The following is a 24,306-nucleotide window of genomic DNA, read 5'->3' on the forward strand; positions in this document are numbered from 1 at the left end:
GTACTCATCCTAGGGGCCGCCCGGCGCGCCCGTCCTCCCGCCCGCGGCGCAGCAGGAGGACGGCCAGTGCCGCGGAGCCGATGACGAGCAGGTAGAAGCCGATCAGCAGGAGCGCGAGTCCGAGGGCCGCTTCCGGGTCGGAGGAGTTGAACGCGAGCTCGATCTGGAGCGGGATGGTGCGGGTGGACCCGGCGACGGATCCGGCGAACGTGATCGTGGCGCCGTACTCGCCCAGGGCGCGGGCGAAGGCCAGCAGGGCCCCGAGCACGATGCCGGGTGCCGCCAGCGGGAACGTGACGTGGCGCAGGATCTGGGCCGCGGAGGCGCCCGAATTGGCGGCGGCCAGTTCGAGGTCGCCGTCGACCCCCTCGAGGCTGGAGAGCGCGGCGACCGTCAGGAACGGCAGCGCGACGAAGACCTGGACCAGCACCACCGCGGCCGGCGTGTAGGCGACCGACAGCCCCAGCGCCTCGAGCCCCTGGCCGGCCAGACCCTGCCGGCCCCAGAGGTGGAGCAGGGCCAGGCCCGAGACCACCGGGGAGAGCACCAGCGGGATCACCAGCACGAGCCGCAGCACGGCCAGCACCGCGGACCGCCACCCGGGCCCGCGCAGCCGGTGCAGCAGCACCGCCAGCGGCAGGCCCAGGAAGAGGCAGATCGCCGTCGAGATGCCGGACGTCGCCAGGGACAGCACGACGGCATCGCGCGCCGCCGGCGCCGTCAGTGCGCCGACCAGCCGGGACGGGTCGGTCGCCGCGCCCAGGGCGATGACGGGCCCTGCGAGGGCGGCGACCGCGATCAGCGCGGGGACCCACATCCAGCCGGGGGTGATCGCGCGGATGAGGCGGGGCGACGGCGTCTCGGGGTGGCTCACCCGGCGGCCCCCTCCCCGAATCCGGCCCCGCGCAGGATCTCCTGCGCCTCGTCGCCGAGCAGCCACTCGCCGAAGCTCCGGGCGGCGTCGCCCTCGCCGACGAGCACGGGGTACCGGTTGGCGTCGCCGTCCAGCGCGACCGTCTGAAGACTCTCGTCGGTGGCGGCGTCCGTCGCGTAGACGAATCCGGCGTCGGCCTGCCCGCTGGAGACCTTGGTGAGGACCTGCCGCACGTTGGCCTCGAGCGACGCGTCCGCGACGGCGGCCTGCAGCCCGTGCCTGGCGAGCCAGGCGTCGGCGGCCCGCCCGCAGGGCACGTCGGGCGCGCACAGCGCGAGGCGCGCCTCGGGCAGCCAGGCGGCGAAGTCGTCGTCCTGCGGCGGCACCTCGCCGGCGACGAGGACCAGCGCGTTGCTGGCGGCGAAGCCGAAGGACTCGTAGGCGCCCGGGTCCACGAGGGCGTCGGGGGCCCGCTCGTCGGCGGTGACCAGCACGTCGGGGGCCGTTCCGGCGTTGGCCTGCTGCACCAGCTGGGCCGAGGACCCCAGGGTGATGGTGGGCCGCGCGCCCGGGTGGGACGCCGCGTACGCGTCCGCGAGCCGCGGGGCGACGTCCGTGAACGACGACGGCGCGGCGAATACCACCGGGTCGGGGCCCGCCGCGCAGCCGGAGGCGGCCAGGGCCAGGGCGCCGAGGGCCGCCAGGGCCGACCGCCGGCGTGCTCGGGGCGCCGGCCGCCAGGAGAAGAACTGCATACCGGCGAGTTTAGCGCCCCGCGGCGGGCATCGTCCCCGGTCACGGGGCCGGGACGCCGCCGACCCGAACCGCGGCGACACAGACCTTATGCATCGCGCCCTCGGGCGGATACCCTTGAGGGATGAACGCCTCTGGTTCTCCGGCACGCCGTTCGCTGCCCATCCGGGCCGTGGACCCGGTCGGCGCGCGCCAAGAACCGGCCCCCGCATCGCCCGCCGGGCCGCGTCCGCCGGAGCTCAGCGAGAAGCAGCAGGGCCTGGTCGACCGGTTCGGCCGCGTCGCCACCGACCTGCGCATCTCCCTGATCGACAAGTGCAACCTGCGCTGCACCTACTGCATGCCCGCCGACGGCATGGCCTGGCTGCCCAAGTCCAAGCTCATGACCGCCGAGGAGGTCCGCCGGATCGTCATGATCGGCGTCCGCGACCTCGGCGTCCGCGAACTCCGGCTGACGGGCGGAGAACCGCTCGTGCGCGTCGACCTGGTCGACATCATCGCGGCGATCCGCCAGGACCACCCCGAGCTGCCGATCTCGCTGACGACCAATGCCGTCGGGCTCGAGAAGAAGGCGGAGGCCCTCGCCGCGGCCGGGCTGAGCCGCATCAACGTCTCGCTGGACACGCTGCACGCGTCCACCTTCAAGGAGCTCGCCCGCCGCGACCAGCTGAATGCGACGCTGGACGGGGTCGCCGCCGCCCACGCGGCCGGGCTGACGCCGATCAAGATCAACGCCGTGCTCATGCGCGGCGTCAACGACCACGAAGCACCGGACCTGTTGGACTGGGCCCTGCAACGCGGCTACGAACTGCGCTTCATCGAGCAGATGCCGCTCGACGCCGACCACGGCTGGCGCAAGGAGAACATGGTCACCTCCGCCGAGATCCGCGAGTCGCTCGCGAGCCGCTTCACCCTCTCGCCCGACCCGCGCGCCCGCGACGGGGCGCCGGCCGAGCGCTTCCAGGTCGCCCGGGCCTCAGACCCCGGGCGCGTCGAGGGCATCGTCGGCATCATCGCCTCCGTGACCGAGCCGTTCTGCACCGACTGCCGGCGCACCCGCATCACGGCCGAGGGCCGCATCATGGCCTGCTTGTTCTCCCGGAACGAGACCGACCTGCTGGACCTGCTGCGCTCGGACGCCACCGACGAGGACGTCGCGAACCGCTGGCGCGAGGCCATGTGGGGCAAACCGCGCGCCCACGGCATGGACCACACGGGGCTCGGCGACGACGATTTCGTACAACCCGACCGTTCGATGAGCGCCATCGGCGGCTAGAGGCAGGAACCCGTTACCCAGTGTTGATCCGCTACTTCGCGGCGGCCGCCGCCGCCGCCGGGCGCACCGAGGAGCACCTCGATCCGTCCACGCTCGACTCCCTCACGCTCTCCGCCGTTCTGGCACGCCTCGGCGAGAACCACCCGCCCGCCGAGCCCGGACCCGGGCAGTTGCGCCGGACGCCGTCACTCGAGCGAGTCCTCTCCCGGTCGACGTTCCTCGTCAACGAGGTCTCCGAACGCGAGCTGACGCGGAGGCTGGCCGCTGACGACGTCGTCGACGTCCTGCCTCCCTTCGCGGGCGGCTGAGACCCGGCCCGACGAAACGGCGGCCGCCCCACCGGCACAAGGTGGAACGGCCGCCGTCGTACTGCGGGATCGGCGTCAGGAACCGCCCGCGTGGTGGGACTCGTGGGAGGAGCCGACGCGGTCGCCGGCCTTCCAGTCGTCCCACCCGGGCCGACCCGACATGAAGGCCTCGACCTCCTCCTTCGAGGCGACCAGCTTCGGGTCGTGTTTCAGGTAGTGCCGCGTCTCCCGGGCGACGAGCCCGGAGAGGATGATCATGCCGATCAGGTTCGGCACGGCCATGAAGCCGTTCATCGCGTCGGCGAACGTCCAGACGAGCGACAGCGGGACGGTGCAGCCGATGAACACGATGACCGCGAACAGGACGCGGAACGGCATGACGCCCTTGCGCCCGACGAGACGGTCGACGTTTCGTTCGCCGTAGTAGGCCCAGCCGAGGATCGTCGAGAACGCGAAGAACACCAGGCCGAGGGTCACGATCCAGTGGCCCCACTCCCCCGGCAGAGCCGTCGCGAACGCCTCTCCAGTCATCAGGCCGGCGGAGATCTGCTCGCCGGCGGCGTCGGTGGCCTGCCAGACTCCCGTCGAGATGATGACCAGGCCGGTGCAGGTGACGACGATGATCGTGTCAATGAACGTCTGCGTCATGGACACGAGCCCCTGGCGGACCGGGTGGGTCGTCTGCGCCGCCGCGGAGGCGATGGCTGCAGAGCCCAGGCCGGACTCGTTGGAGAACAGGCCGCGGGCCACACCGAACTGGACGGCCAGCATGATCGCCGACCCGGCGAAGCCGCCGACCGCCGAGGTTCCCGTGAACGCGTCGGTGAAGATCAGGGCGATCGCCGCCGGGACCTCGGAGATGTTGATCAGCAGGATGACGACGGCGGCAACCACGTAGAGCACGATCATGAACGGTACGACGCCGGCGGTGACGCGGCCGATCGACTTGATCCCGCCGACCAGGACGACGAGCACGAGCACGGTCAGGACCGCGCCGGTGATCCACGTCGGCACCCCCACCGTGTTCTGCACGTTCTCGGCGATCGCGTTGCCCTGGGTCATGTTGCCGATCCCGAAGCAGGCGAGCAGCGCGAAGATCGCGAAGCTGATGGCCAGCACCTTGCCGACCGGTCCTTTGATGCCGTGCTCGAGGTACTGCTGGGGGCCGCCGGACTTCTCACCCGCGGCATCCGTGCGGCGGAAGCGCACGCCGAGGTAGGCCTCCGTGTACTTCGACGCCATGCCGACCAGGCCCGTGATCCACATCCAGAAGAGCGCGCCGGGGCCGCCGATGCTCAGGGCGGTGGCGACGCCGACGATGTTGCCGGTGCCCACGGTGGCCGCGAGCGCCGTGGTCAGGGCTTGGAATTGGGAGATGTCGCCGCTGGCGTCCGGGTCCTTGCGGCGGAGGATGCCCAGGTTGAGCGCGGCGCCCAGTTTGAGGAATTGCAGCCCGCCGAGGCGGATCGTCAGGTAGAGGCCCGTGCCGAGCAGGAGTGGGATGAGGAAGAACGGGCCCCAGACGAATCCGGAGATCGTTCCCAGCCACTCTTCGATGGCGTCGAAATTCATGATGCGGATACCTTCTCAATGCTGTGATTCAGCGTGCGGTGGTCTACCGGTCGCGACAGTGATGACCGTCACAACCAGTAGACCATGCTAACCACAAACGGAAGGTTTATTCCGGGACGCCGGCTCCCAGCCCGATCTCGGCGGCGTCCGAGAACGGCCCCACGACGGTCACCGTGCGACGGCGGCCCGAGAGGTCCGCGGCCAGGCGCCTGACATCCTCCGCCGTGACGGCCCGGACCTTCGCGAGGGTCTCGTCGATGTCCTGGAAGTGCCCGGTCACCAGTTCGGCGCGCCCGAGCCGGGACATGCGCGAGCCCGGATCCTCCAGGGCCATCACGAGCCCGCCGGAGAGCTGGCCGACGGCCTTCTTCAGCTCGGCATCGGTGATTCCGTCCCCGGCGAGTTTCCGGAGTTCCTCCCCCATGAGCTCGACGACCTGACCGGCCTTCGCAGGCGAGCAGCCGGCGTACATGCCGAAGTACCCGGCGTCGGAGTATGCCGCGGAGAAGGAGTAGGTGGAGTAGGCGAGGCCGCGCTTCTCGCGGACCTCCTGGAAGAGCCGTGAGGACATGCCGCCGCCCAGGACCGCGTTGAGCACGCTCATGATCTGGCGCCGCTCGTCGGTCGCGATGATGCCGGGGCAGCCCATGACGATGTGCGCCTGCTCGACCGGACGCCGGACGACGTCGACCGTGTGCTGCCCGTCGATCCGGGAGGGGGCGTGGGCCCGTCGCTCCACGGGTCGCGCCCCGTCGGGCAGCTCCCAGCCGGCCTCCTGCAGAGCGGTGAGCACCTGGGCGCAGACGTCGTCGTGGTCGAGGGACCCGGCGGCGGTGACGACGATCTCCGCCGGCGTGTAGTACCGGCGGTAGTGGTCGAGCACCGCGTCGCGGGTGATGCCGTTGATCTCGTCTGGCGTGCCGCCGATCGGGCGGCCGAGGGGGTGGTCGCCGAGGACCGCGGCGACGAAACGCTCGTGGGCGACGTCGGCCGGGTCGTCGTTGTCCATCGCCAGTTCTTCGAGGATCACGCCGCGCTCCTGCTCGAGCTCGTCGGCGTCGAGCACGGCGGACGTGACCATGTCGGCGATCACGTCGATCGCCAACGGCAGGTCGGTGTCGAGAACCCGCGCGTAGTAGCACGTGCTCTCCTTGGCCGTCGCCGCATTGGACTCGCCGCCCACTTCGTCAAAGGCGGAGGCGATGTCCATCGCGTCGCGGCGAGAGGTTCCCTTGAACAGCAGGTGCTCGAGGAAATGGGTGGACCCGTAGGTTCCCGGCGACTCGTCGCGGGAGCCGACGCCGACCCAGAAGCCGATCGTCGCCGAACGGAGTCCGGGCATTGCTTCGGTCAGCACCCGCACCCCGCCGGGGAGGACCGAGCGGCGCACTACTGCGCCGCCGGCCTCCCCGGCCAGGATGGTGGAGCTCGACCCGTCGAGGGGAACCAGAGCCATGAAGCCGGGCTGCCTAGGAGGCGTCCTCGGCGGACTCCTCCGCCTTGTCCTCGGCGACCACGGGGGTCAGCGAGAGCTTGCCGCGGTCGTCGACCTTGGTCAGTTCGACCTGCAGCTTCTGGCCCACCGAGACGACGTCCTCGACATCGTCGACGCGCTTGCCGCCGGCGAGCTTGCGCAGCTCGGAGATGTGCAGCAGCCCGTCCTTGCCCGGCATGAGCGAGACGAAGGCGCCGAACGTCGTCAGCTTGACGACCGTGCCCAGGTAGCGCTCGCCCACCTCGGGGATCTGCGGGTTTGCGATGGCGTTGATCGCGGAGCGGGCGGCGTCTGCGGACTCGCCGCTGGTCGCGCCGATGAGCACGGTGCCGTCGTCCTCGATGGAGATGTCGGCTCCGGTGTCCTCCTGGATCTGGTTGATCATCTTGCCCTTCGGGCCGATGACCTCGCCGATCTTGTCCACCGGGATCTTCACCGAGATGATGCGCGGTGCGAACTCGCTCATCTCGTCCGGTGCGTCGATCGCGGCGTTCAGGACGTCCAGGATGTGCAGGCGGGCCTCGCGGGCCTGCTTCAGCGCGGCGGCCAGCACGGAGGCCGGGATGCCGTCGAGCTTGGTGTCGAGCTGGATCGCGGTGACGAACTCGCTCGTGCCGGCGACCTTGAAGTCCATGTCGCCCATGGCGTCCTCGGCACCGAGGATGTCGGTCATCGCGGCGTAGCGGGTCTCGCCGTCGACCTGGTCGGAGACCAGGCCCATGGCGATGCCCGCGACCGGTGCGCGCAGCGGCACGCCGGCGTTCAGCAGCGACAGCGTGGACGCGCAGACGGAGCCCATGGAGGTCGAGCCGTTCGAGCCGAGGGCCTCGGAGACCTGGCGGATCGCGTACGGGAACTCCTCGCGGCTCGGCAGCACCGGCACGACGGCACGCTCGGCGAGGGCGCCGTGGCCGATCTCGCGGCGCTTCGGCGAACCGACGCGGCCGGTCTCACCGGTGGAGTACGGCGGGAAGTTGTAGTTGTGCATGTAGCGCTTGCGCGTCACCGGCGACAGGGAGTCGATCTGCTGCTCCATCTTGAGCATGTTCAGCGTGGTGACGCCCATGATCTGGGTTTCGCCGCGCTCGAAGATCGCGGAACCGTGCACGCGCGGGAGCACCTCGACCTCGGCGGTGAGCTGACGGATGTCCGTCAGGCCGCGGCCGTCGATGCGCTTCTGCTCGGTGAGGATGCGCTGGCGGACGACCTGCTTGGTCAGGGCGCCGAAGGCCTTCGCGACCTCGCCCTCGCGGCCTTCGAAGGACTTGCCCTCGCCGGCCAGTGCCTCGACGACGACGTCGCGGTAGGCGCTGGAGGCGTCGTCCCGCTCCTGCTTGTCGGCGATCTGGAAGATCTCGGTCAGCTTGGCGGTCGCCTCGGCCTCGACGGCCGCGTAGGCGTCGTCCTCGAAGTCCCGGAAGACCGGGAACTCGACGGTCGGCTTCGCGGCGCGTGCGGCCAGGTCGGCCTGTGCCTCGCACAGGACCTTGATGAACGGCTTCGCGGCTTCGATGCCCTCGGCCACGACCTCTTCGGTCGGGGCCGTGGCGCCACGTTCCTTGATGAGGTTCCAGGAGTTGTCCGTGGCCTCGGCCTCGATCATCATGATGGCGATGTCGTCCTCGGTCTGGCGACCGGCGACCACCATGGAGAACACGGCGTCCTCCAGCTGGCTGTGCTTCGGGAAGGCAACCCACTGGGCGCCGGCCCCGTCGTCGACGAGGGCCACGCGCACGCCGCCGATCGGGCCCGAGAACGGCAGGCCGGAGAGCTGCGTCGACATGGAGGACGCGTTGATGGCCACGACGTCGTAGAGGTCGTCCGGGTTCATGGACAGGACGGTCACGACGACCTGGACCTCGTTGCGCAGGCCCTTCACGAAGGTCGGGCGCAGCGGGCGGTCCATGAGGCGGCACGCCAGGATGGCCTCCTGCGAGGGGCGGCCCTCGCGGCGGAAGAAGCTGCCCGGGATGCGGCCGGCAGCGTACATGCGCTCCTCGACGTCCACGGTCAGCGGGAAGAAGTCGAAGCCCTCGCGCGGCTTCTTGCCGGCGGTGGTCGCCGACAGCATCGAGGTGTCCTCATCGATGAGCACGAGCGCGGAGCCGGCGGCCTGCTTGGCCATGCGGCCCGTCTCGAAGCGGATGGTGCGGGTGCCGTAGCGGCCGTTGTCGATCACGGCTTCGGCGAATTGAAGTTCAGACAAAGTGTCTTCTCCATCTCTTGTCGGGGACGGAGCGGTAGCCGACGCATCTTCGTCCTGCGTCCCGGCCCGGCGCGGAGGCGGCGGGCGGGACGAGTGCACCCGGTCTTCGATCGAGGCCCACGGCGCCGGCCCGGTCTTGTGCCGGACGACCCCGTAAACCACTACCGAGGACCGCGAATGCTGATGCTCGGACTGCGCTCCATTGTCATGAAAACGTGTATTCAGTTGTCGGGGGAAATCGAAGCCCCCCCAGTACAGACTAGAGGCGACGGCCCGAACTGGAAAACATCCAGGCCGGGGCGCCGCCTCCGTGTCCAACCTCGCGGTGGGGCGTGAGCCCTACTTGCGGAGGCCGAGACGCTCGATGAGCGAGCGGTAACGCTCGATCTCGACGCGCTTCAGGTAGCTGAGCATACGACGACGGCGACCAACCAGGGCCATCAGGCCGCGGCGGGTGTGGTGGTCGTGCTTGTGCTCCTTGAGGTGCTCGGTCAGGTCCGAGATGCGACGAGTCATCACAGCGATCTGAACCTCGGGCGAACCGGTGTCGCCCTCGTGGGTTGCGAAATCGGTCATGATCTGCGTCTTGACGGCGGCGTCGAGGGCCACAATAACTCCTAGAGTTGTACCGCGAACATGTTGGACGCCGAAGTGGCGCCGGCACCCTCCACCGCGGACTGCAGCGGGCACCAGCGACCAGTCTACCACTCTTGGACGAGCCCCCGCGGCGCGCTATCCCGTGGCCTCCGCCCGCCACGCGTGCGTGAAGTACGGCAGTTCGAGGTGCTCGTCGGCCCCGTAGCCGAGGTGCTCGTGGAGGTACCAGCGGAGGTTCGCGACGACCCTGGCCCGCGTCTGCTCCGTCGCCCGGAGGTAGTAGGCCCGCGACTTCGCGAGCTCGATCAGGAACCCGGGGGTCGCCGCCTGCGCCCAGTGCTCCTCGTGCCGCGCCCACGGGCCGAGTCCAGCCCCCTTGGGCGGTTCGAACTCGGGCCGGTGCACGTCGCCTGCGTGCATGATGCGGGCCAGGCGGTGGACCCAGGGCACGGTCACGTCGAGCTGGTTCCAGACGAGCCCGAGGGCCGGCCGGCGGCCCGCCGCCGCCGGGCGCAGCAGCCGCAGCGCCTCGGCGGTCGCGGCGTCCGGGTCGACCCAGTGCCAGGCCTGCGCGCAGACCACGACGTCGCAGCTCGCCGACGGCAGCCCCGTCGCCTCCGCGCCGGCGCGGGCGCACGCGACGGCCGGGAGCTTGGCGTGCAGCGCGCGCAGCATGTCGGCGGAGGGGTCGACCGCGGTCGCCACCGCGCCGCGCTCGACGAGCTGTGCCGTCAGGATGCCGGTTCCGGCGCCGAGGTCGACCACGTCGAGGCCCGCTCCCCGCGCGCCCGGCACCCCGCCGAGCAGGAAGCCGACGGCCGCCTCCGGGTAGCCCGGGCGGACGAGGTCGTAGTGCTCGGCCCCCTCTTCGAAGGCCTCCCCGTGCTCGGAGCGGATGCTCGGGGCACGCGAGGGCAGGTTCGGGACCGGCCGGTCGACTGCGCTCACGGATCCGGCCTAGGCGGTCGCGGCGTCCGCGGAGAGGACCGTTCTGGCCTTCGCCACGTCGTCGTTCATCTGATCGATCAGCGACTCGACCCCGTTGTAGGCCACCATCGGCCGCAGCCGCTCGACGAATTCGACGACGACCTGCTGGCCGTACAGGTCGAAGTCCTCGATGCTCTCGTCGGGGCGGTCGATCACGTGGGCCTCGACCTGCCGGCTGACGCCCTCGAACGTCGGGTTCGATCCAACCGATATCGCGGAGGGCCAGCGGGTGCCCGCGGCGTCCACGAGCCAGCCGGCGTAGACCCCGTCCGCCGGGATGATGCCGGTCGCTTCGGGCGAGAGGTTCGCGGTCGGGAAACCGAGCTCCCGGCCGCGGGCGGCGCCGTGCACGACCTCTCCGCGCATGCGGTGCGGACGGCCGAGGACCTCGGACGCCGTCGTGACGTCGCCGGTGTTCAGCGCCTCGCGGATCCAGGTGGAGGACCAGCGGCGGTCGTGGCCGGCATCGTCGATGCCGACGACCTCGAAGCCGTAGCGGCGGCCGAGCTCGACCATGGTCTCGAAGTCCCCGTGGTTGCCGGAGCCGAAGCGCACGTCGTGGCCGACCACCACGGCGCAGGCGCCCAGCTTCTCCACGATGATGCTGCGGACGAACTCCTCCGCCGTGGCCCGGGAGAATTCGAGGGTGTAGTGGATCGTCAGCAGGGCGTCGAGCCCGGACTCGGCGATGAGCTCCACCCGGTCGGTCAGTCCCGTGATGAGCTCCATGGCACTGTCGGGAGCGTGGACCCGGCGCGGGTGGGGGTCGAACGTGATGGCGACCGACCGGGCGCTGCGGCGCCGGCTCTCGTCGACCAGCTGCTGCAGGACGGCGCTGTGCCCGCGGTGCACGCCATCGAAGTTCCCGATGGTCACGACGGCGGGCCCGAACCCGGCTGGTACGGCGTCGATGCCAGTCCAGTGCTGCACGTTTCTCCTTCGATTTCGAAGATCTGCGGTGGCCGCCAGCGGCCGCCACCGACTCTATTATGGCCGCAAGGCCACGTGGCGCAGGAACGCGGCTACGCCCCGGCCTCCTCCGACCGATCCGGCGCCGCCTGCCCGGCCCGCCCGGCTGGTTCGGCCGGCCGGTGACGGAACAGCCACCACAGACCGAGGACCGGCAGGAGCAGCGGGATGTAGCCGTACCCGTTGCCGAAGTGGGACCAGACCGCCGGGTGCGCGAAGAGCTGCGGCACCGCGAAGCTGAGGACACCGACGACGAGGACGCCGACCAGCTCGAACACGACCGCGCCCGTGGAGAGCGCCCAGCTTCCGGGCTTCTTCGACGCCAGCGCGAGGGTCGCCACGATGTAGACGACGGCGGCCAGCGCGGACAGCAGATACGCCACGGGGGCTTCGCCGAAGTCCGTGGCGATCTGGTATCCGGCGCGGGCCGATGCCGACAGAGCGAAGACCCCGTAGACCGCGATGATGATGCGTCCCAGTCCAGTCTGCCGCTCGCTCATGCGAACACACCCCCCTGCCAGATCTGCTCCATGCGGACAAGCATCACGAAGACCGTGGCCCCGACGGCCGCGAGAACCAGGTTGGACCACCTGGTCTTGTCGGTGACGGCCCACCAGAAGGCGACAACGGGGACGATGAGGGCCGTGAGGACGTAGCCCCAGAACTCCCATGCCTCGCCGACGATCGGCTCCCCGCCGATCTGGCGTGCGGCGGCGGCGATCGAGTAGACGATCAGGAACAGCTCGACGGCTGCGACGGAGAGGATCGCGACGTCGTCCGGGTACTGGCGGACGATGGTCGCGACGACGGAGATCACGAGCGACGCCAGGCAGACGACGGCTCCCGCGATGAAGAATCCTGAGGCGATCACGGTTTCGGGTTCAGCTCCCTTTCGAGGGCGTGCGTGCGGTGGGTGCGGCGGTCAGGAGGCGGCGAAGACGATCTCCGGCCGTGCCGCCTCGCCCTTGTTCTTCAGGAGCGCGACGACGGTGCCGCCCGGGGCGACCGCCGCGACGATCTCGTCGCTCTCGTTGGGATCGATCCTCCGCCCGAAGGACAGCTCCGCGGCCTCGTGGTCCGTGAGCTGCCGGTTGGGGAAGAGCGCGCGGGCGGCCGTGTCGAGGTCGAGCATGCCGAACTCGTCGGCCAGCTCCTCCATGGTGCGGGCCACGTCGAGGGCGTAGGGACCGACCCTGGTGCGCCGCAGCGCCGTCAGGTGCCCGCCGACGCCGAGGTCCTCGCCGAGGTCGCGGGCCAGGGCGCGGATGTAGGTCCCGGAGGAGCATTCGACCGTGGCGTCGACGTCGATGATCTTCCCGCCCTGCAGGCGCCGCACCTCGTGGACGTCGAAGCGGCCGACGGTGACCGGACGCGCCTCGAGCTCGACGTTCTCTCCCTTGCGGACCCTCGCGTAGGAGCGTTCGCCGGCGACTTTGATGGCGCTGACCGCGGAGGGCACCTGCATGATGTCGCCGGTGAGCTTCCCGACCGCCGCCGCGACGGACTCCTCCGTGACCGCGGCGGCGATGCGCTGCTGGACGAGCTCGCCTTCGGCGTCGTCCGTGACCGTGCTCTGGCCGAGCCGGATGGTCGCCTCGTAGGTCTTGTCCACGCCGACGATGTAGGTCAGCAGGCGGGTCGCCTTGTTGACGCCGACGACGAGCACTCCGGTCGCCATCGGATCCAGGGTCCCCGCGTGGCCGACTTTCCGGGTGCCGGCCAGGCGCCGCATCCGGCCGACGACGTCGTGGCTCGTCCACCCCTTGGGCTTGTCCACGACGACGAGGCCGGATGCGGTGTTCTGGACGCGTGCGGCGCCGCCGGTGTTCTCGCGCTTGCCTGTCACGCCCGCGGTTCCTCCGTGGGCTCGTCGTCGAAGTCCTCTTCGAGGTCGGCCTCGTCGACGGCCTTCTTGTAGGGGTCGGCGTCGCCGGCGAACCTCGCGCCCTCGGCGAGGGCGGCCACCTCCGCGTCGCGCTCCTTGGCCTTGCGGAGGACGTCTTCGAGGTGCGAGGCGTTGACGGGGACCTCGTCGGGGACGAACTCCAGCGTCGGGGTCAGCCGGATCGTCAGGTTGCGCCCGACCTCCTTGCGCAGCACGCCCCGTGCCTTCTCGAGGCCGCGCGCGGCGTCCTCCTTGGCGGCGTCGTCGCCGAAGACCGTGTAGTAGACGGTGGCCTGCTGCAGGTCGGACGTGACGCGGGCGTCCGTGACCGTGACGGTCTCGAGGCGCGGGTCCTTGACGACTCGGCCGAGCGCCTGGGCGACGACGACTTTGATGCGCTGCGCCAGTCGAGCCGCGCGTGCCTGATCAGCCATGATGGCCTCCTTGGAAATCTGAAGCTGGGTTGAACCTATCAATGAGCCGACGACGGCGGGCACCCCTGTGTCGGTGCCCGCCGTCATCGTCAGTGCGCGTCAGTTAGACGCGCGGCTTCTCCTGCATCTCGAAGGTTTCGATCATGTCGCCTTCCTTGATGTCGTTGAAGGAGCCCAGACCGATACCGCACTCGTAGTCCGTGCGGACCTCGGTCGCGTCGTCCTTGAACCGCTTGAGCGAGTCGATGCTCAGCTTGTCCGCCACGACCTTGCCGTCCCGCACGAGGCGGGCCTTGGTGTTGCGGCGGATGACGCCCGAGCGGACGATCGAACCGGCGATGTTGCCCCACTTGGACGAGCGGAAGACCTCGCGGACCTCCGCGGACCCCAGCTGGACCTCTTCGTACTCCGGCTTGAGCATGCCCTTGAGCGCGTTCTCGATGTCGTCGAGCGCCGCGTAGATGACCGAGTAGAAGCGCATGTCGACGCCCTCCTTGTCGGCCAGATCGGCGACACGCTCGGCCGGACGGACGTTGAAGCCGATGATGATGGCGTTGTCCACGGTCGCGAGGTTGACGTCGTTCTGCGTGATGGCGCCCACGCCGCGGTGGATGACGCGCAGCTGCACGTCGTCGCCCACGTCGATCTTGAGCAGCGAGTCCTCGAGAGCCTCGACCGCACCGGAGACGTCGCCCTTGAGGATGAGGTTGAGGGTGTCGATCTTGCCCTCGGCCACAGCCTGGTCGAAGTCCTCGAGCGTGATGCGCTTGCGGCGCTTCGCCAGCTGGGCGTTGCGGTCCGCGGCTTCGCGCTTCTCGGCGATCTGACGGGCGGTGCGCTCGTCGTCGGTCACCAGGAACGTGTCACCGGCGCTGGGCACGGTGGACAGCCCCAGCACCTGGACCGGACGGGACGGCAGCGCCACGTCGAGCGCCTCGCCGTTCTCGTCGAACATCGCACGCACACGGCCGTGGCCGTGGCCGGCGACGATCGTGTCGCCGACGGCGAGCGTGCCGGACTGCACCAGGACGGTCGCGACAGCGCCGCGGCCCTTGTCCAGGTTCGCTTCGATCGCGATACCGCGAGCGTCCTTGTCCGGGTTGGCACGCAGGTCGAGCGCGGCGTCGGCGGTCAGCAGGACGGCTTCGAGGAGGTCCTCGATGCCGTCGCTCTTGATCGCCGAGACCGGCATGAACATGGTCTCGCCGCCGTACTCCTCCGGCACCAGGCCGTACTCGGCCAGCTGCCCCTTGACCTTGTCCGGGTTCGCGCCTTCTTTATCCATCTTGTTGACCGCGACGACGATCGGCACGTTCGCCGCCTGGGCGTGGTTCAGCGCCTCGACGGTCTGCGGCATGACGCCGTCGTCCGCGGCGACCACGAGCACGGCGATGTCCGTGACCTTGGCACCACGGGCACGCATGGCCGTGAAGGCCTCGTGGCCCGGCGTATCGATGAACGTGACCGCACGGTCCTCGCCCTCGTGCTCGGTGTGCACCTGGTAGGCGCCGATGTGCTGGGTGATGCCGCCGGCTTCGCCCTCGATCACGTTCGTCTTGCGGATCGCATCCAGAAGACGGGTCTTGCCGTGGTCGACGTGGCCCATGACCGTGACCACCGGAGGACGCGCCTCCAGCATCTCCTCGGTCTCGGCATCCAGCTCGCCGTCGATGTCGATGTCGAAGGTCTCGAGCAGCTCGCGCTCCTCGTCCTCCGGCGAGACGACCTGCACCTTGTAGCCCAGCTCGCCGCCGAGCAGCTCGAAGGTCGTCTCGTCGAGCGACTGCGTCGCCGTCGCCATCTCGCCGAGGGTCATCAGGACCGTGACGAGCGCGGCCGGGTTCGCATTGATCTTCTCAGCGAAGTCCGCGACCGAAGCGCCGCGGCGCAGGCGGATGATGGTGTTGCCGTCGCCCCTGGGGACGCTCACACCGCCGAAGCTGCGCTCGTTCTGCTGCTCGAATTCCTGACGCTTCGCGCGCTTCGACTTGCGCTGCTTGCCGCGCGAACCGCCCTTGCCGAAGGCACCGGCCGTTCCGCCGCGACCGCGGCCACCGCCGCGGAAGCCGCCGGGACCGCCGCCTGGACGACCCGGGCCGCCCGGACCGCCGCCCGGACGTCCGCCGGCGCCGGGACGACCGCCGCCGGCAGCCGGTGCCGGACGCTGCTGCGGCATCATGTTCGGGTTCGGACGTGCGCCGCCCGGACCGCCACCGGGGCCTGCGGCGCCGGGACGCGGAGCTCCCGGACGGGGGCCGCCCTGGCCTGCCGCGCCACCGGGACGCGGAGCTGCCGGACGGGGACCGCCCTGGCCTGCCGCGCCGCCCGGACGCGGGGCACCCTGGCCGCCAGCGGGACGGTTGCCGGCCGGACGGCCGCCACCGCCGTCACGCGAGCGCATGCCCTGCTGCGACGAGAACGGGTTGTTGCCCGGACGCGGACCGCCGCTGCGGCCTCCGCCGGAGCGACCGCCGCCGTCACGCGAGCGCATGCCCTGCTGCGACGAGAACGGGTTGTTGCCCGGACGCGGAGCGCCCGGCTTGGGAGCACCCGGCTTCGGGGCTCCGGGCTTCGGAGCGCCCGGCTTGGGTGCATCGGAGTTCGCGGCAGGCTTGGGGGCCTCCGGCGCGGACTCGACCGGAGCCGGAGCTTCAGCCTTCGGCGCCGGTGCTTCAGCCGCCGGGGCGGGCGCTTCAGCCTCTGGTGCGGGCTTCGGCGCGGGCTTGGGGCCCGGCTTGATTCCCGTGGAGGGCTTCGGCGCGGGCCTGCCAGCCGGGCTGGCGGACTTCTCCGCCGTACCGCCACCCGCATTCGGGTAGGCGCTGCGTAGCTTCTTGACTACGGGGGGCTCGATGGTCGAGGAGGCAGAACGAACGAATTCGCCCATTTCCTGCAACTTCGAGAGGGCTTCCTTGGAAGGAATTCCGAGCTCTTTCGCGAGCTCGTGTACGCGGACCTTGGCCACATTTCTCCTGTCTCGGTCCGCCCCTCGCACGTTGGAAGTTGCTAGGAGTGAACCGTCATGTTCTTACGTCTGCGGTGCGCGTCGAAAGACGGCACACCTGCTTCGGCGCATAACCTTTGCTTCATAGCTAGGCGCTCATCGCTTGCCACTCATCGGGTTGCCATCAGATTTCTGACCCGCTTTCAGGTTGAACGGTTGAGTCGCCGCGGTCACGAGTCGTGAACGCGTCGATGGCCGCTGAGATCTCCTCTTCGGCGGGCACGCGGACCGGGGCTCGGAAAGCCCTGGAGAATGCCCGTTTCCTGATGATCTCGGCGGCACATTCCGGCCGCGGATGCATCCATGCACCGCGTCCGGACATGCGTCGGAATGGATCCGGGACGGCCGACTGTCCGTCGTCGTCCCGGGTCAACACCCAACGCAGCAAGGAAGACTGGTCGGCGACCTGCCTGCATCCGATGCAGGTCCGCTGCGGGCGTTTGACCTCGCTCACGTGACGCTCCATCTTCCGAATGCCGACCGCGCCCCGGGCAACTGGTGCCCTCGGCGCGTCGCTTTGACCTGCCCGTCCGCCCCCGCAGCACGCGTCTGGCGACGCGAACGGAGGGCAAACCACGAACTAGTCTAACGCTTCTGCACCATCTCGCGCTCCCCCCACGCCCGGACCCCCGCTGGGGCCCGGCCTGCGCGGCGAATCCGGCCGGTGCCGCCTAGTCGGCCGCCTGCTGCCCGGCCGCCTGCGCGTCGGAGACGATGTCGATCCGCCAGCCGGTGAGTTTCGCGGCGAGACGGGCGTTCTGCCCCTCCTTGCCGATGGCGAGGGACAGCTGGTAGTCGGGCACGACGACGCGCGCCTGCCGGACCGCCTCGTCGACGATCGTGACGGAAGACACCTTCGAAGGGGAAAGCGCGGACGCGATGAAGTCCGCGGGGTCCTCGCTGAAGTCGACGATGTCGATCTTCTCGTCGTTGAGGTCGTTCATCACGGCCCGCACGCGGGTGCCCATCTCCCCGATGCAGGCGCCCTTGGCGTTGATGCCGGCCTTCGTGGCACGCACTGCGATCTTGGTTCGGTGCCCGGCCTCGCGGGCCAGCGCGATGATCTCGACGGAGCCGTCGGCGATCTCGGGGACCTCGAGCTCGAAGAGCGCGCGCACGAGGTTGGGGTGCGTGCGGGAGAGCGTCACGGACGGCCCCTTGGTGCCCTTGGCCACGGACGTCACGTAGGCGCGGATGCGACCGCCGTGCGGGTAGGTCTCCCCGGGCACCTGCTCGGGCGGCGGCAGCAGGGCCTCGACCTCGCCGAGGTCGACCTGCACCATGTGCGGCTTGTTGCCCTGCTGGATCTGACCCGAGACGAGCTGACCCTCGCGCCCCTTGAAGCGGCCCAGGATCTGGTCGTCCTCTGCATCGCGCAGACGCTGCATGATGACCTGGCGCGCCGTGGAGGCGGCCACACGGCCGAAGCCCTCAGGCGTGTCGTCGAACTCGCCGACGACGGTGCCGTCCTTCTCGATCTCCTTGGCCCAGATGGTCACGTGCCCGGACTTCTCGTCCACCTCGGCGCGGGCGGCAGTGAAGGCGCCCGGCGTCTTGTGGTAGGCCGCCAGCAGTGCCTGCTCCATGGTCGGGATGACTTTCTCGAGCGAGATGCCGCGCTCGCTGACCAAGAGGCGCAGCGCGCTCATGTCGATATCCATCTCAGGCCTCCTCTTCGTTGCTGTCAACGATCGTTTCGACGTCCGGACTGGTGTCCGGCCGGTTGAATTCCACTTCCACCTTGCCGCGGCGGATCTGCTCGAAGTCCAGCTCGACCGGGTCGCCGCTTTTGGGCTTCATGCCCTTCTTCACCTGGATCTCGGGGACCAGCACGACGCCGGCGGAGCCCACCTCGGCCAGGCGTCCGGTGATGTTCTCCTCGCCCACGAGGTTGGCCGTGACCTTGCGGCCGAGGTTGCGGCGCCAGTGGCGGGGCTCGGTCAGCGGACGGGTCACGCCGAACGAGGAGACCTCGAGATCGTAGGGGGCGCCCGTGTCGCGGGGATCCGCGTCCAGCGCCGTCGACACCGACTGGGACACCTCGGCGATGGTGTCGAGATCTACGCCCTCCGTGCCTTCTGCGCGGTCCACGACCACGTGGACTACGGGCTGCTGGCCGGAGTAGCGGATCTCCACCTCTTCGAGGAGCAGATCGTGGGAGGCGATGGCGGGCCTCAGGTACTCCGCGAGGCGTTGGGCCTCCGCTTGGGCGTCTACCGGCTTGCCGGGCATTGTTCCTCCCACATATTCGATGTTGTGCGCACCAGACTATCTATTTTCGCGGGCCTCTGCTGACCGCTGCCCCCGCGAGGCGCAGCGAATGCGGCGCGAACGCGTCGCGCCGGCCGCCGTCGGGCGGGTCGTGGGAGGATCGACGGTGATGAGTCAGCACGCCAAGCACACTGCTCCCCGCCCCGGACGGCGCCCCCCGCTGTGGCGGCGATTCCTCCGCAGTACGCGGCGGTTGGCCGTCCTCGTCCTGCTCGGCGCGATCGTCCTGGCGCTCGGCACGACGGCTGTCACCGGCGCAGCCCACCGCGACGACTCCCCCGGCGAGCCGCGTGTCGAAGAACACGTGGCGGCCCTCGCCGCGGCCGCCGAGACGGCGGGCGCCGGCGCGCCGGACGACGTCGTGCACGCGCTGCAGGCCCACCCGGACCTCATCGGCGCGCCCGAGCGCGTCGAACCGTACTTCGACTGGATTCCAGAGGTCGCACCCCCTCCCGCCGTGATCGAGCCTGCCGCGGACCTGGACGGGCTGGCGGGACAGCTCGAGGCCGCCGCCCGGGCGACGCTGCAGCGCGCCGTGACCGTCGAGGCCGATCCCGAGGCCCGGGACGCCGGCGCGGGAACCGTGCCGGCCGAGCGGATCCGGACCCTGGTCGCGGTCGGCATGGAGCAGGTCCGGGCGCTGGCGGAGCTCGACCCGGAGGCGGCCGCGGCCGTCCGCGAGGACGTGCTCGGGGACCCCGAGCCGAGCGCCGAGGGCCCCGCGGTGGCGGCGGAACGGTGCGGGGCGGTGTCCGCCGCGGCCGGGGAGGCCTACCGGCTCGCGTACCTGTACGAGTTCGGGGCGGTCCGCCGCGACACCCCGCGCCCGCAGGACGCACCCGACGACGCTGCCGCTCGGTGGTGGACGAACGCGACCGAGCGGGCCGCCCTCGGCGACCGGCTCGCGGGGCTGCTGCCCGACGGGTGCGTTGCGCTGCGCGAGAGCGCCTACGCGGTCCCGGCCGATGATGACCTCGCGGAGGCGATCCGCTCGGCGGAGGCCCGGCTGGCGCTCTCCCTGCGCGATGCTGCGGCGGCGGCCGATCCGGCCGCGCGCCCCGCGCTCATCGAGCGGGCCTTCGCCGCGGTGCACCTGGCCGCGGAGGGCGGCTGGTTCGAGCTGGCCGCGGTCGACGCCGGCTGACGGCACCCGGCGAGCGGGGCGCCGGAGATCAGGGAAGCACGACGTCGCGGACGACGTCGTATCCGAGGCGCGCGATGAGCGCGGTGACCACGATGAGGAAAATGACCCGGATGAACCGGCTGCCCTTCTGGATCGCCATGCGCGCCCCCGTGTATCCGCCGATCATGTTGGCCAGCCCCAGCGCCAGGCCCAGCCCCCAGAGGAGGTGGCCCGACGGGAGGAAGAACGCGAGGGCCCCGAGGTTGGTGGCCATGTTGACCAGCTTCGCCTTCGCGGAGGACTCCAGGAAGTTGTAGCCGAGGAACACCACCATCGCGATGATGAGGAACGACCCGGTTCCCGGGCCGATCATGCCGTCGTAGAAGCCGATCACGAGGCCGATCACGCCGGCGACGACGTGGTGTCGGGCGCCGGCGTGGCGCAGCATCGTCAGCTCGCCGACTGTGGGTTTGACGGCCGTGAAGATCGCGACCGCGACGAGCGCGGCGACGATGATCGGTTTGAAGACCTCGGCCGGCAGCAGTGTGGCCACGATGGCGCCCCCGAAGCTGCCCGCCAGGGCGATGAGGGCCATCGGGATCCCGGTCCGCAGGTCCGGATGGACGCGGCGGTAGTAGGTGATGCTGCTCGTCGTCGTGCCGAAGATCGAGCCCATCTTGTTCGTCGCGAGCGCCTGGACCGGCGTGATGCCGGGGACGAGCAGGAGGGCGGGCAGCTGGATCAGGCCGCCGCCGCCGACGACGGCGTCGACCCATCCGGCGGCGAAGCCGACGACGAGGACCAGCACGAGGGTGCCGAGCTGGATCCCCTCCAGTCCCGACCCCGTCAGCCAGGCGTACGCATCACCCGTGAACAGTTCCACCGTTCCCCCGGCCGTCCGGGCGTCAGCCGCGGACGGCGGCGACGACGTAGTCGGCGGCCTCGCCGACGGGGACGTTCTCACGCTCGCCGGAGGCCCGGTCCTTGACCTCGAGGACGCCCTCGGCGTAGCCGCGGCCGACGACGACGACGGTCGGGACGCCGATCAGCTCGGCGTCTCCGAACTTCACGCCCGCCGAGACCTTGGGGCGGTCGTCGAAGAGGACCTCGATCCCCCGGCCCTCCAGATCGCCGACGAGCTTCTCCGCCGCATTGATGAGCTCCTCGCCCTTGCCCGTGACCATGACGTGCACGTCGGCGGGGGCGACGTTGCGCGGCCACACGAGGCCCTTGTCGTCGTGGTAGTGCTCGGCGATGGCGGCGACGGCACGGGTGACGCCGATGCCGTAGGAGCCCATCGTGACCGTGGCCTGCTTGCCGTTGGCGTCGAGGACCCGCAGGTGCAGGGACTCTGCATACTTGCGGCCGAGCTGGAAGATGTGGCCGAGTTCGATCCCGCGGGCGGTCTGCAGCGGGCCCGAGCCGTCCGGCGAGGCGTCGCCCTCACGGACCTCCACGGCCTCGATCGTGCCGTCCCAGCCGAAGTCGCGTCCGGCGACCAGACCGAAGACGTGCTGGCCGCGCACGTTGGCGCCGGTGATCCAGGTGGTGCCGGAGACGACCCGCGGGTCGACGAAGTACGTCAGCCCGGTCGCCGCCTCGGAACCGAGGACCTGGTGGTCCAGGCCGAGGCCCGGTCCCACGTAGCCCTTGACCAGCAGCGGGTGCGAGCGCAGGTCCTCGTCGGTGGCCTGCTCGACCGCGACCTCGCCGCTGATCTCCATCAGTGCCCCGATGTTGGCCTGCACGCGCTTGATGTCGACGGAGCGGTCGCCGGGCACGCCGACGACGGCGACTTCCCGCTCGCCCGTCGGATGCACGATCGCCAGCACGACGTTCTTCAGGGTGTCGCCGGCGGTCCATGCCCGGTCCTCCAGCGGGACGAGCTCGTTCGCCGACTCGACCAGCGTGGCGATCGTCGGCGAGTCCGGGGTGTGGCGCACTTGGAAGGGCGGGGCGTCGTCGTACGGGATCTCCTCGGGGACCACCGTGGTGACGGCCTCGACGTTGGCGGCGTAGCCGCCGTCGGAGCGGACGAAGGTGTCCTCGCCGATCGGGGTGGGGTGCAGGAACTCCTCGGACGTCGAGCCGCCCATGGCGCCCGCGGTCGCTGCGACCGGGACGACCTCGAGGCCCAGGCGCGCGAAGATCTTCAGGTACGCCGCGCGGTGCTTCTGGTAGGCCTCTTCGAGCCCCTCTTCGTCGATGGTGAAGGAGTAGGAGTCCTTCATGATGAACTCGCGCCCGCGCAGCAGGCCGGCGCGCGGGCGGGCCTCGTCGCGGTATTTCTGCTGGATCTGGTAGAGGTACACGGGCAGGTCCTTGTACGAGTTGTACAGGTCCTTGACCAGGAGGGTGAACATCTCCTCGTGCGTCGGCGCCAGCAGGTAGTCCGCGTCCTTGCGGTCCTTCAGGCGGAACAGGCCCTCGCCGTACTCCTCCCAGCGGCCGGTCTGCTCGTACGGCTCGCGCGGCAGCAGCGACGGGAAGGAGACCTCCTGCCCGCCGATCGCGTTCATCTCCTCGCGCACGATCCCCTCGACCTTGGCGAGGACCTTCAGGCCCATCGGCAGCCAGGTGTAGATTCCCGGCGCGGCGCGGCGGATGAAACCGGCGCGCATCAGCAGCTGGTGGCTCGCGACCTCGGCATCGGCAGGATTGTCCCGGAGGGTGCGCAAAAACAGGGTGGAAAGGCGAAGTGCCACTAGCGTTCCGATCGACGTTCTTTCAGTTCAGACCTCACTCCCGCCCTCGGCGGTATGCAGGCTTCCCACTCTAGCGTCATTCCGCGCTTTTTCGCGCCACCAGTCCGCCGCCGCTAGGGTAATGCCTCGTGCGCACCCTTTCCGATATCTCACAGCCGATCACCGCCGGGTTGATGGGCGCCGTCACGGGCTTCGCGTCGTCGTTCGCGATCGTGCTCGCGGGCCTGTCCGCCGTGGGTGCGAGCGCCGCCCAGCTCTCGTCGGCGCTGCTCATGGTCTGCGTCGCTCAGGGCGTCCTCGCTATCGTCCTGAGCTGGAGGACGCGCCTGCCGCTCTCCTTCGCCTGGTCGACGCCGGGCGCGGCCCTGCTGGTCACCGCGGGCGGGGTCACCGACAACTACGCGGCCGCCGTCGGCGCGTTCATCGTCTGCGCCGCGCTCATCGTCATCACCGGCTGCTGGCCGGCCCTCGGGAACCTCGTGAACCGCATCCCGCCGTCCATCGCGGCCGCCATGCTCGCCGGCATCCTCTTCCCGATCTGCCTGGCCCCGGTCACGGCGTCGGTCGAGCTGCCCGCCTACGCGCTGCCGATCGTCGTCGTCTGGCTGATCGCCCAGCGGTTCGCCCCGCGTGCCGCGGTCCCGGCGGCGATGCTCGCCACCGCCGTCGCGGTCGCCCTCTACGCCCGTACGACGCCGGCCGGCGCCCCGCTGACGTGGCCGCACGTCGAGCTGGTGGTCCCCGAGTGGGACGCGGCCGTGATCGTCGCGCTGGGTGTTCCGCTCTACATCGTGACCATGGCCGGGCAGAACATCCCCGGCTTCGCCGTGCTGACGACGTTCGGCTACCGGCAGCCGGTCGCCCGGCCGGTCCTGCTCTCCACCGGCGCCGCGAGCGGCCTCGGCGCCCTGGCCGGTGCGCCGACGATGAACCTCGCGGCCCTGTCAGCCGCCATCATGGCCGGCCCGGAGGCCGGAGCGAACCGCGAGGACCGCTGGATCGCGGCGTTCTCCGGCGGCATCACGTACGTCCTGCTGGGTCTGGCCGCGCCGCTGGCGACGCTGCTGGTCGAGACCGCTCCGGAGTCGCTGATCCAGGCGGCCGCCGGCCTGGCCCTGATGACGGCCATGATCAACGCGGTCGGCACTGCCTTCGAGCGCGAGGACCATCGTCTGGTGGCCCTCGGGACCTTCCTGGTGGTTGCGTCCGGGGTGACGATCGGCGGCATCGGGTCCGCATTCTGGGGCCTGATCGCCGGCGGGCTGCTGATGCTGACGCTGCGCCGGCGCTCCCCGGTAGGCTGACGGCAAAGATACATCGTGTCGGACATTAGATTCCGACCGTAGAGCCGAGGGGAACCGATGAGCAGCCAGACTCACCCGCCGATCCGCCGCGACACCCCTGAGGAGCCCACGGAGCCTGCCCACGACACCCTCAAGCCGAGCGCGGGGTTCGTCATCTGGGGCGTGGTCCTGCTTGTTCTCTCTCCGATGCTGACTTTCCCACTGGCCGCCCTCGCCAATTACGGCGCCCTCTCAGCCGTGAACACGGCCACCTTTGGCTGGGTATGGTTCCCGACCACGGCGGGCACCGTTCTCGGGCTGGTCTTGCTGCTCATCGGCATTCGACGAGCCTTGACTGCGCTGCACGTCGGCGCGCGCGAGGCAGCTCGGGCCAGCGGGCAACTTGCCGCGACGGAGAACGAGGATAGTTCGGTGACAGTCCTGCGCTGAATATTGATGTTGTCCACGGGGCCGGACGCCCACGCGCCCGGCCCCGCTGGCGACTACGCCGCGCCCTGAGTATTCGGAGGTTTGAAGGCCACTGAATATTGCCTTCGGGGGCCA

23 protein-coding genes are annotated in these 24,306 nt (G+C 70.4%); 5 read left to right on the plus strand and 18 right to left on the minus strand.

Annotation, left to right across the window (positions count from 1 at the left end; translation table 11 throughout):
• Nucleotides 1-4: 4 nt before the first annotated feature.
• Together IE069_RS09105 and modA are read right to left on the minus strand one after the other, a co-directional pair.
• A complete protein-coding gene (locus tag IE069_RS09105) occupies nucleotides 5-874 on the minus strand; it encodes a molybdate ABC transporter permease subunit (protein ID WP_229791047.1) in 870 nt (289 codons plus the stop codon).
• Nucleotides 871-1,629: a molybdate ABC transporter substrate-binding protein gene (gene modA, locus IE069_RS09110; RefSeq protein ID WP_189349832.1), complete on the minus strand. Its 759-nt coding sequence runs from the start codon at nucleotides 1,627-1,629 to the stop codon at nucleotides 871-873. Before modA ends, IE069_RS09105 begins: the two co-directional genes overlap by 4 nt.
• Nucleotides 1,630-1,751: 122 nt before the next feature.
• Here modA and moaA point away from each other — a divergent pair, with 122 nt between their 5' ends.
• Together moaA and IE069_RS09120 are read left to right on the plus strand one after the other, a co-directional pair.
• Complete coding sequence (gene moaA, locus IE069_RS09115) at nucleotides 1,752-2,903, plus strand: GTP 3',8-cyclase MoaA (protein ID WP_189349833.1); 1,152 nt, start codon at nucleotides 1,752-1,754, stop codon at nucleotides 2,901-2,903.
• A gap of 20 nt (nucleotides 2,904-2,923) precedes the next feature.
• Entirely contained in the window at nucleotides 2,924-3,211 is a 288-nt protein-coding gene (locus IE069_RS09120) for a MoaD/ThiS family protein (RefSeq protein ID WP_189349834.1), read from the plus strand.
• 75 nt (nucleotides 3,212-3,286) lie between these two features.
• On the opposite strand, the gene IE069_RS09125 is transcribed toward IE069_RS09120, so the two are convergent.
• From IE069_RS09125 to rimP, 14 genes are all read right to left on the minus strand, one after another.
• Entirely contained in the window at nucleotides 3,287-4,783 is a 1,497-nt protein-coding gene (locus IE069_RS09125) for an alanine/glycine:cation symporter family protein (RefSeq protein ID WP_189349835.1), read from the minus strand.
• A 106-nt stretch (nucleotides 4,784-4,889) separates the two neighbouring features.
• The gene (locus IE069_RS09130; protein ID WP_189349836.1) at nucleotides 4,890-6,239 is read right to left on the minus strand and encodes a M16 family metallopeptidase; all 1,350 of its coding nucleotides are present in this window, start codon (nucleotides 6,237-6,239) and stop codon (nucleotides 4,890-4,892) included.
• A 13-nt stretch (nucleotides 6,240-6,252) separates the two neighbouring features.
• Nucleotides 6,253-8,484 carry a polyribonucleotide nucleotidyltransferase gene (locus IE069_RS09135; protein WP_189349837.1) on the minus strand — a complete coding sequence of 744 codons (2,232 nt, stop codon included), beginning with the start codon at nucleotides 8,482-8,484 and terminating at the stop codon, nucleotides 6,253-6,255.
• 339 nt (nucleotides 8,485-8,823) lie between these two features.
• Complete coding sequence (gene rpsO, locus IE069_RS09140; RefSeq protein ID WP_189349838.1) at nucleotides 8,824-9,093, minus strand: 30S ribosomal protein S15; 270 nt, start codon at nucleotides 9,091-9,093, stop codon at nucleotides 8,824-8,826.
• 123 nt (nucleotides 9,094-9,216) lie between these two features.
• Entirely contained in the window at nucleotides 9,217-10,029 is an 813-nt protein-coding gene (locus tag IE069_RS09145; RefSeq protein WP_229791048.1) for a class I SAM-dependent methyltransferase, read from the minus strand.
• A 9-nt stretch (nucleotides 10,030-10,038) separates the two neighbouring features.
• Nucleotides 10,039-10,998, minus strand: coding sequence for a bifunctional riboflavin kinase/FAD synthetase (locus IE069_RS09150; protein WP_189349839.1), 960 nt, complete (start codon nucleotides 10,996-10,998; stop codon nucleotides 10,039-10,041).
• Between the two features lie 92 nt (nucleotides 10,999-11,090).
• Nucleotides 11,091-11,537, minus strand: coding sequence for a hypothetical protein (locus IE069_RS09155; RefSeq protein ID WP_189349840.1), 447 nt, complete (start codon nucleotides 11,535-11,537; stop codon nucleotides 11,091-11,093).
• A complete protein-coding gene (locus IE069_RS09160) occupies nucleotides 11,534-11,908 on the minus strand; it encodes a hypothetical protein (protein WP_189349841.1) in 375 nt (124 codons plus the stop codon). The genes IE069_RS09155 and IE069_RS09160 overlap by 4 nt, the downstream gene beginning before the upstream one ends.
• A gap of 51 nt (nucleotides 11,909-11,959) precedes the next feature.
• The gene (gene truB, locus IE069_RS09165; protein WP_189349842.1) at nucleotides 11,960-12,883 is read right to left on the minus strand and encodes a tRNA pseudouridine(55) synthase TruB; all 924 of its coding nucleotides are present in this window, start codon (nucleotides 12,881-12,883) and stop codon (nucleotides 11,960-11,962) included.
• A complete protein-coding gene (rbfA, locus tag IE069_RS09170) occupies nucleotides 12,880-13,356 on the minus strand; it encodes a 30S ribosome-binding factor RbfA (RefSeq protein ID WP_189349843.1) in 477 nt (158 codons plus the stop codon). The genes truB and rbfA overlap by 4 nt, the downstream gene beginning before the upstream one ends.
• 103 nt (nucleotides 13,357-13,459) lie before the next feature.
• Nucleotides 13,460-16,321, minus strand: a complete 2,862-nt coding sequence (gene infB / locus IE069_RS09175; protein ID WP_189349844.1) for a translation initiation factor IF-2 — start codon at nucleotides 16,319-16,321, stop codon at nucleotides 13,460-13,462.
• Nucleotides 16,322-16,484: 163 nt separating this feature from the next.
• Nucleotides 16,485-16,814, minus strand: a complete 330-nt coding sequence (locus IE069_RS09180; RefSeq protein WP_229791049.1) for a YlxR family protein — start codon at nucleotides 16,812-16,814, stop codon at nucleotides 16,485-16,487.
• 217 nt (nucleotides 16,815-17,031) lie between these two features.
• A complete protein-coding gene (nusA, locus tag IE069_RS09185; protein ID WP_189349846.1) occupies nucleotides 17,032-18,021 on the minus strand; it encodes a transcription termination factor NusA in 990 nt (329 codons plus the stop codon).
• Between the two features lies 1 nt (nucleotide 18,022).
• Nucleotides 18,023-18,592, minus strand: a complete 570-nt coding sequence (rimP, locus tag IE069_RS09190; RefSeq protein ID WP_189349847.1) for a ribosome maturation factor RimP — start codon at nucleotides 18,590-18,592, stop codon at nucleotides 18,023-18,025.
• Nucleotides 18,593-18,740: 148 nt separating this feature from the next.
• Here rimP and IE069_RS09195 point away from each other — a divergent pair, with 148 nt between their 5' ends.
• Nucleotides 18,741-19,775 carry a hypothetical protein gene (locus IE069_RS09195; RefSeq protein WP_189349848.1) on the plus strand — a complete coding sequence of 345 codons (1,035 nt, stop codon included), beginning with the start codon at nucleotides 18,741-18,743 and terminating at the stop codon, nucleotides 19,773-19,775.
• 28 nt (nucleotides 19,776-19,803) lie between these two features.
• Here IE069_RS09195 and IE069_RS09200 read toward each other — a convergent pair whose 3' ends face one another.
• On the minus strand, nucleotides 19,804-20,637 hold the full coding sequence (locus tag IE069_RS09200) for a sulfite exporter TauE/SafE family protein (protein WP_373287806.1): 834 nt from the start codon (nucleotides 20,635-20,637) through the stop codon (nucleotides 19,804-19,806).
• Between the two features lie 22 nt (nucleotides 20,638-20,659).
• A complete protein-coding gene (locus IE069_RS09205; RefSeq protein WP_189349849.1) occupies nucleotides 20,660-22,459 on the minus strand; it encodes a proline--tRNA ligase in 1,800 nt (599 codons plus the stop codon).
• Between the two features lie 128 nt (nucleotides 22,460-22,587).
• Here IE069_RS09205 and IE069_RS09210 point away from each other — a divergent pair, with 128 nt between their 5' ends.
• Nucleotides 22,588-23,763 carry a benzoate/H(+) symporter BenE family transporter gene (locus IE069_RS09210; RefSeq protein ID WP_229791050.1) on the plus strand — a complete coding sequence of 392 codons (1,176 nt, stop codon included), beginning with the start codon at nucleotides 22,588-22,590 and terminating at the stop codon, nucleotides 23,761-23,763.
• 57 nt (nucleotides 23,764-23,820) lie between these two features.
• Nucleotides 23,821-24,192 carry a hypothetical protein gene (locus tag IE069_RS09215; RefSeq protein WP_189349850.1) on the plus strand — a complete coding sequence of 124 codons (372 nt, stop codon included), beginning with the start codon at nucleotides 23,821-23,823 and terminating at the stop codon, nucleotides 24,190-24,192.
• Nucleotides 24,193-24,306 lie beyond the last annotated feature (114 nt).

The organism is Zhihengliuella salsuginis (assembly GCF_014651715.1).
GTDB lineage: Bacteria > Actinomycetota > Actinomycetes > Actinomycetales > Micrococcaceae > Zhihengliuella > Zhihengliuella salsuginis.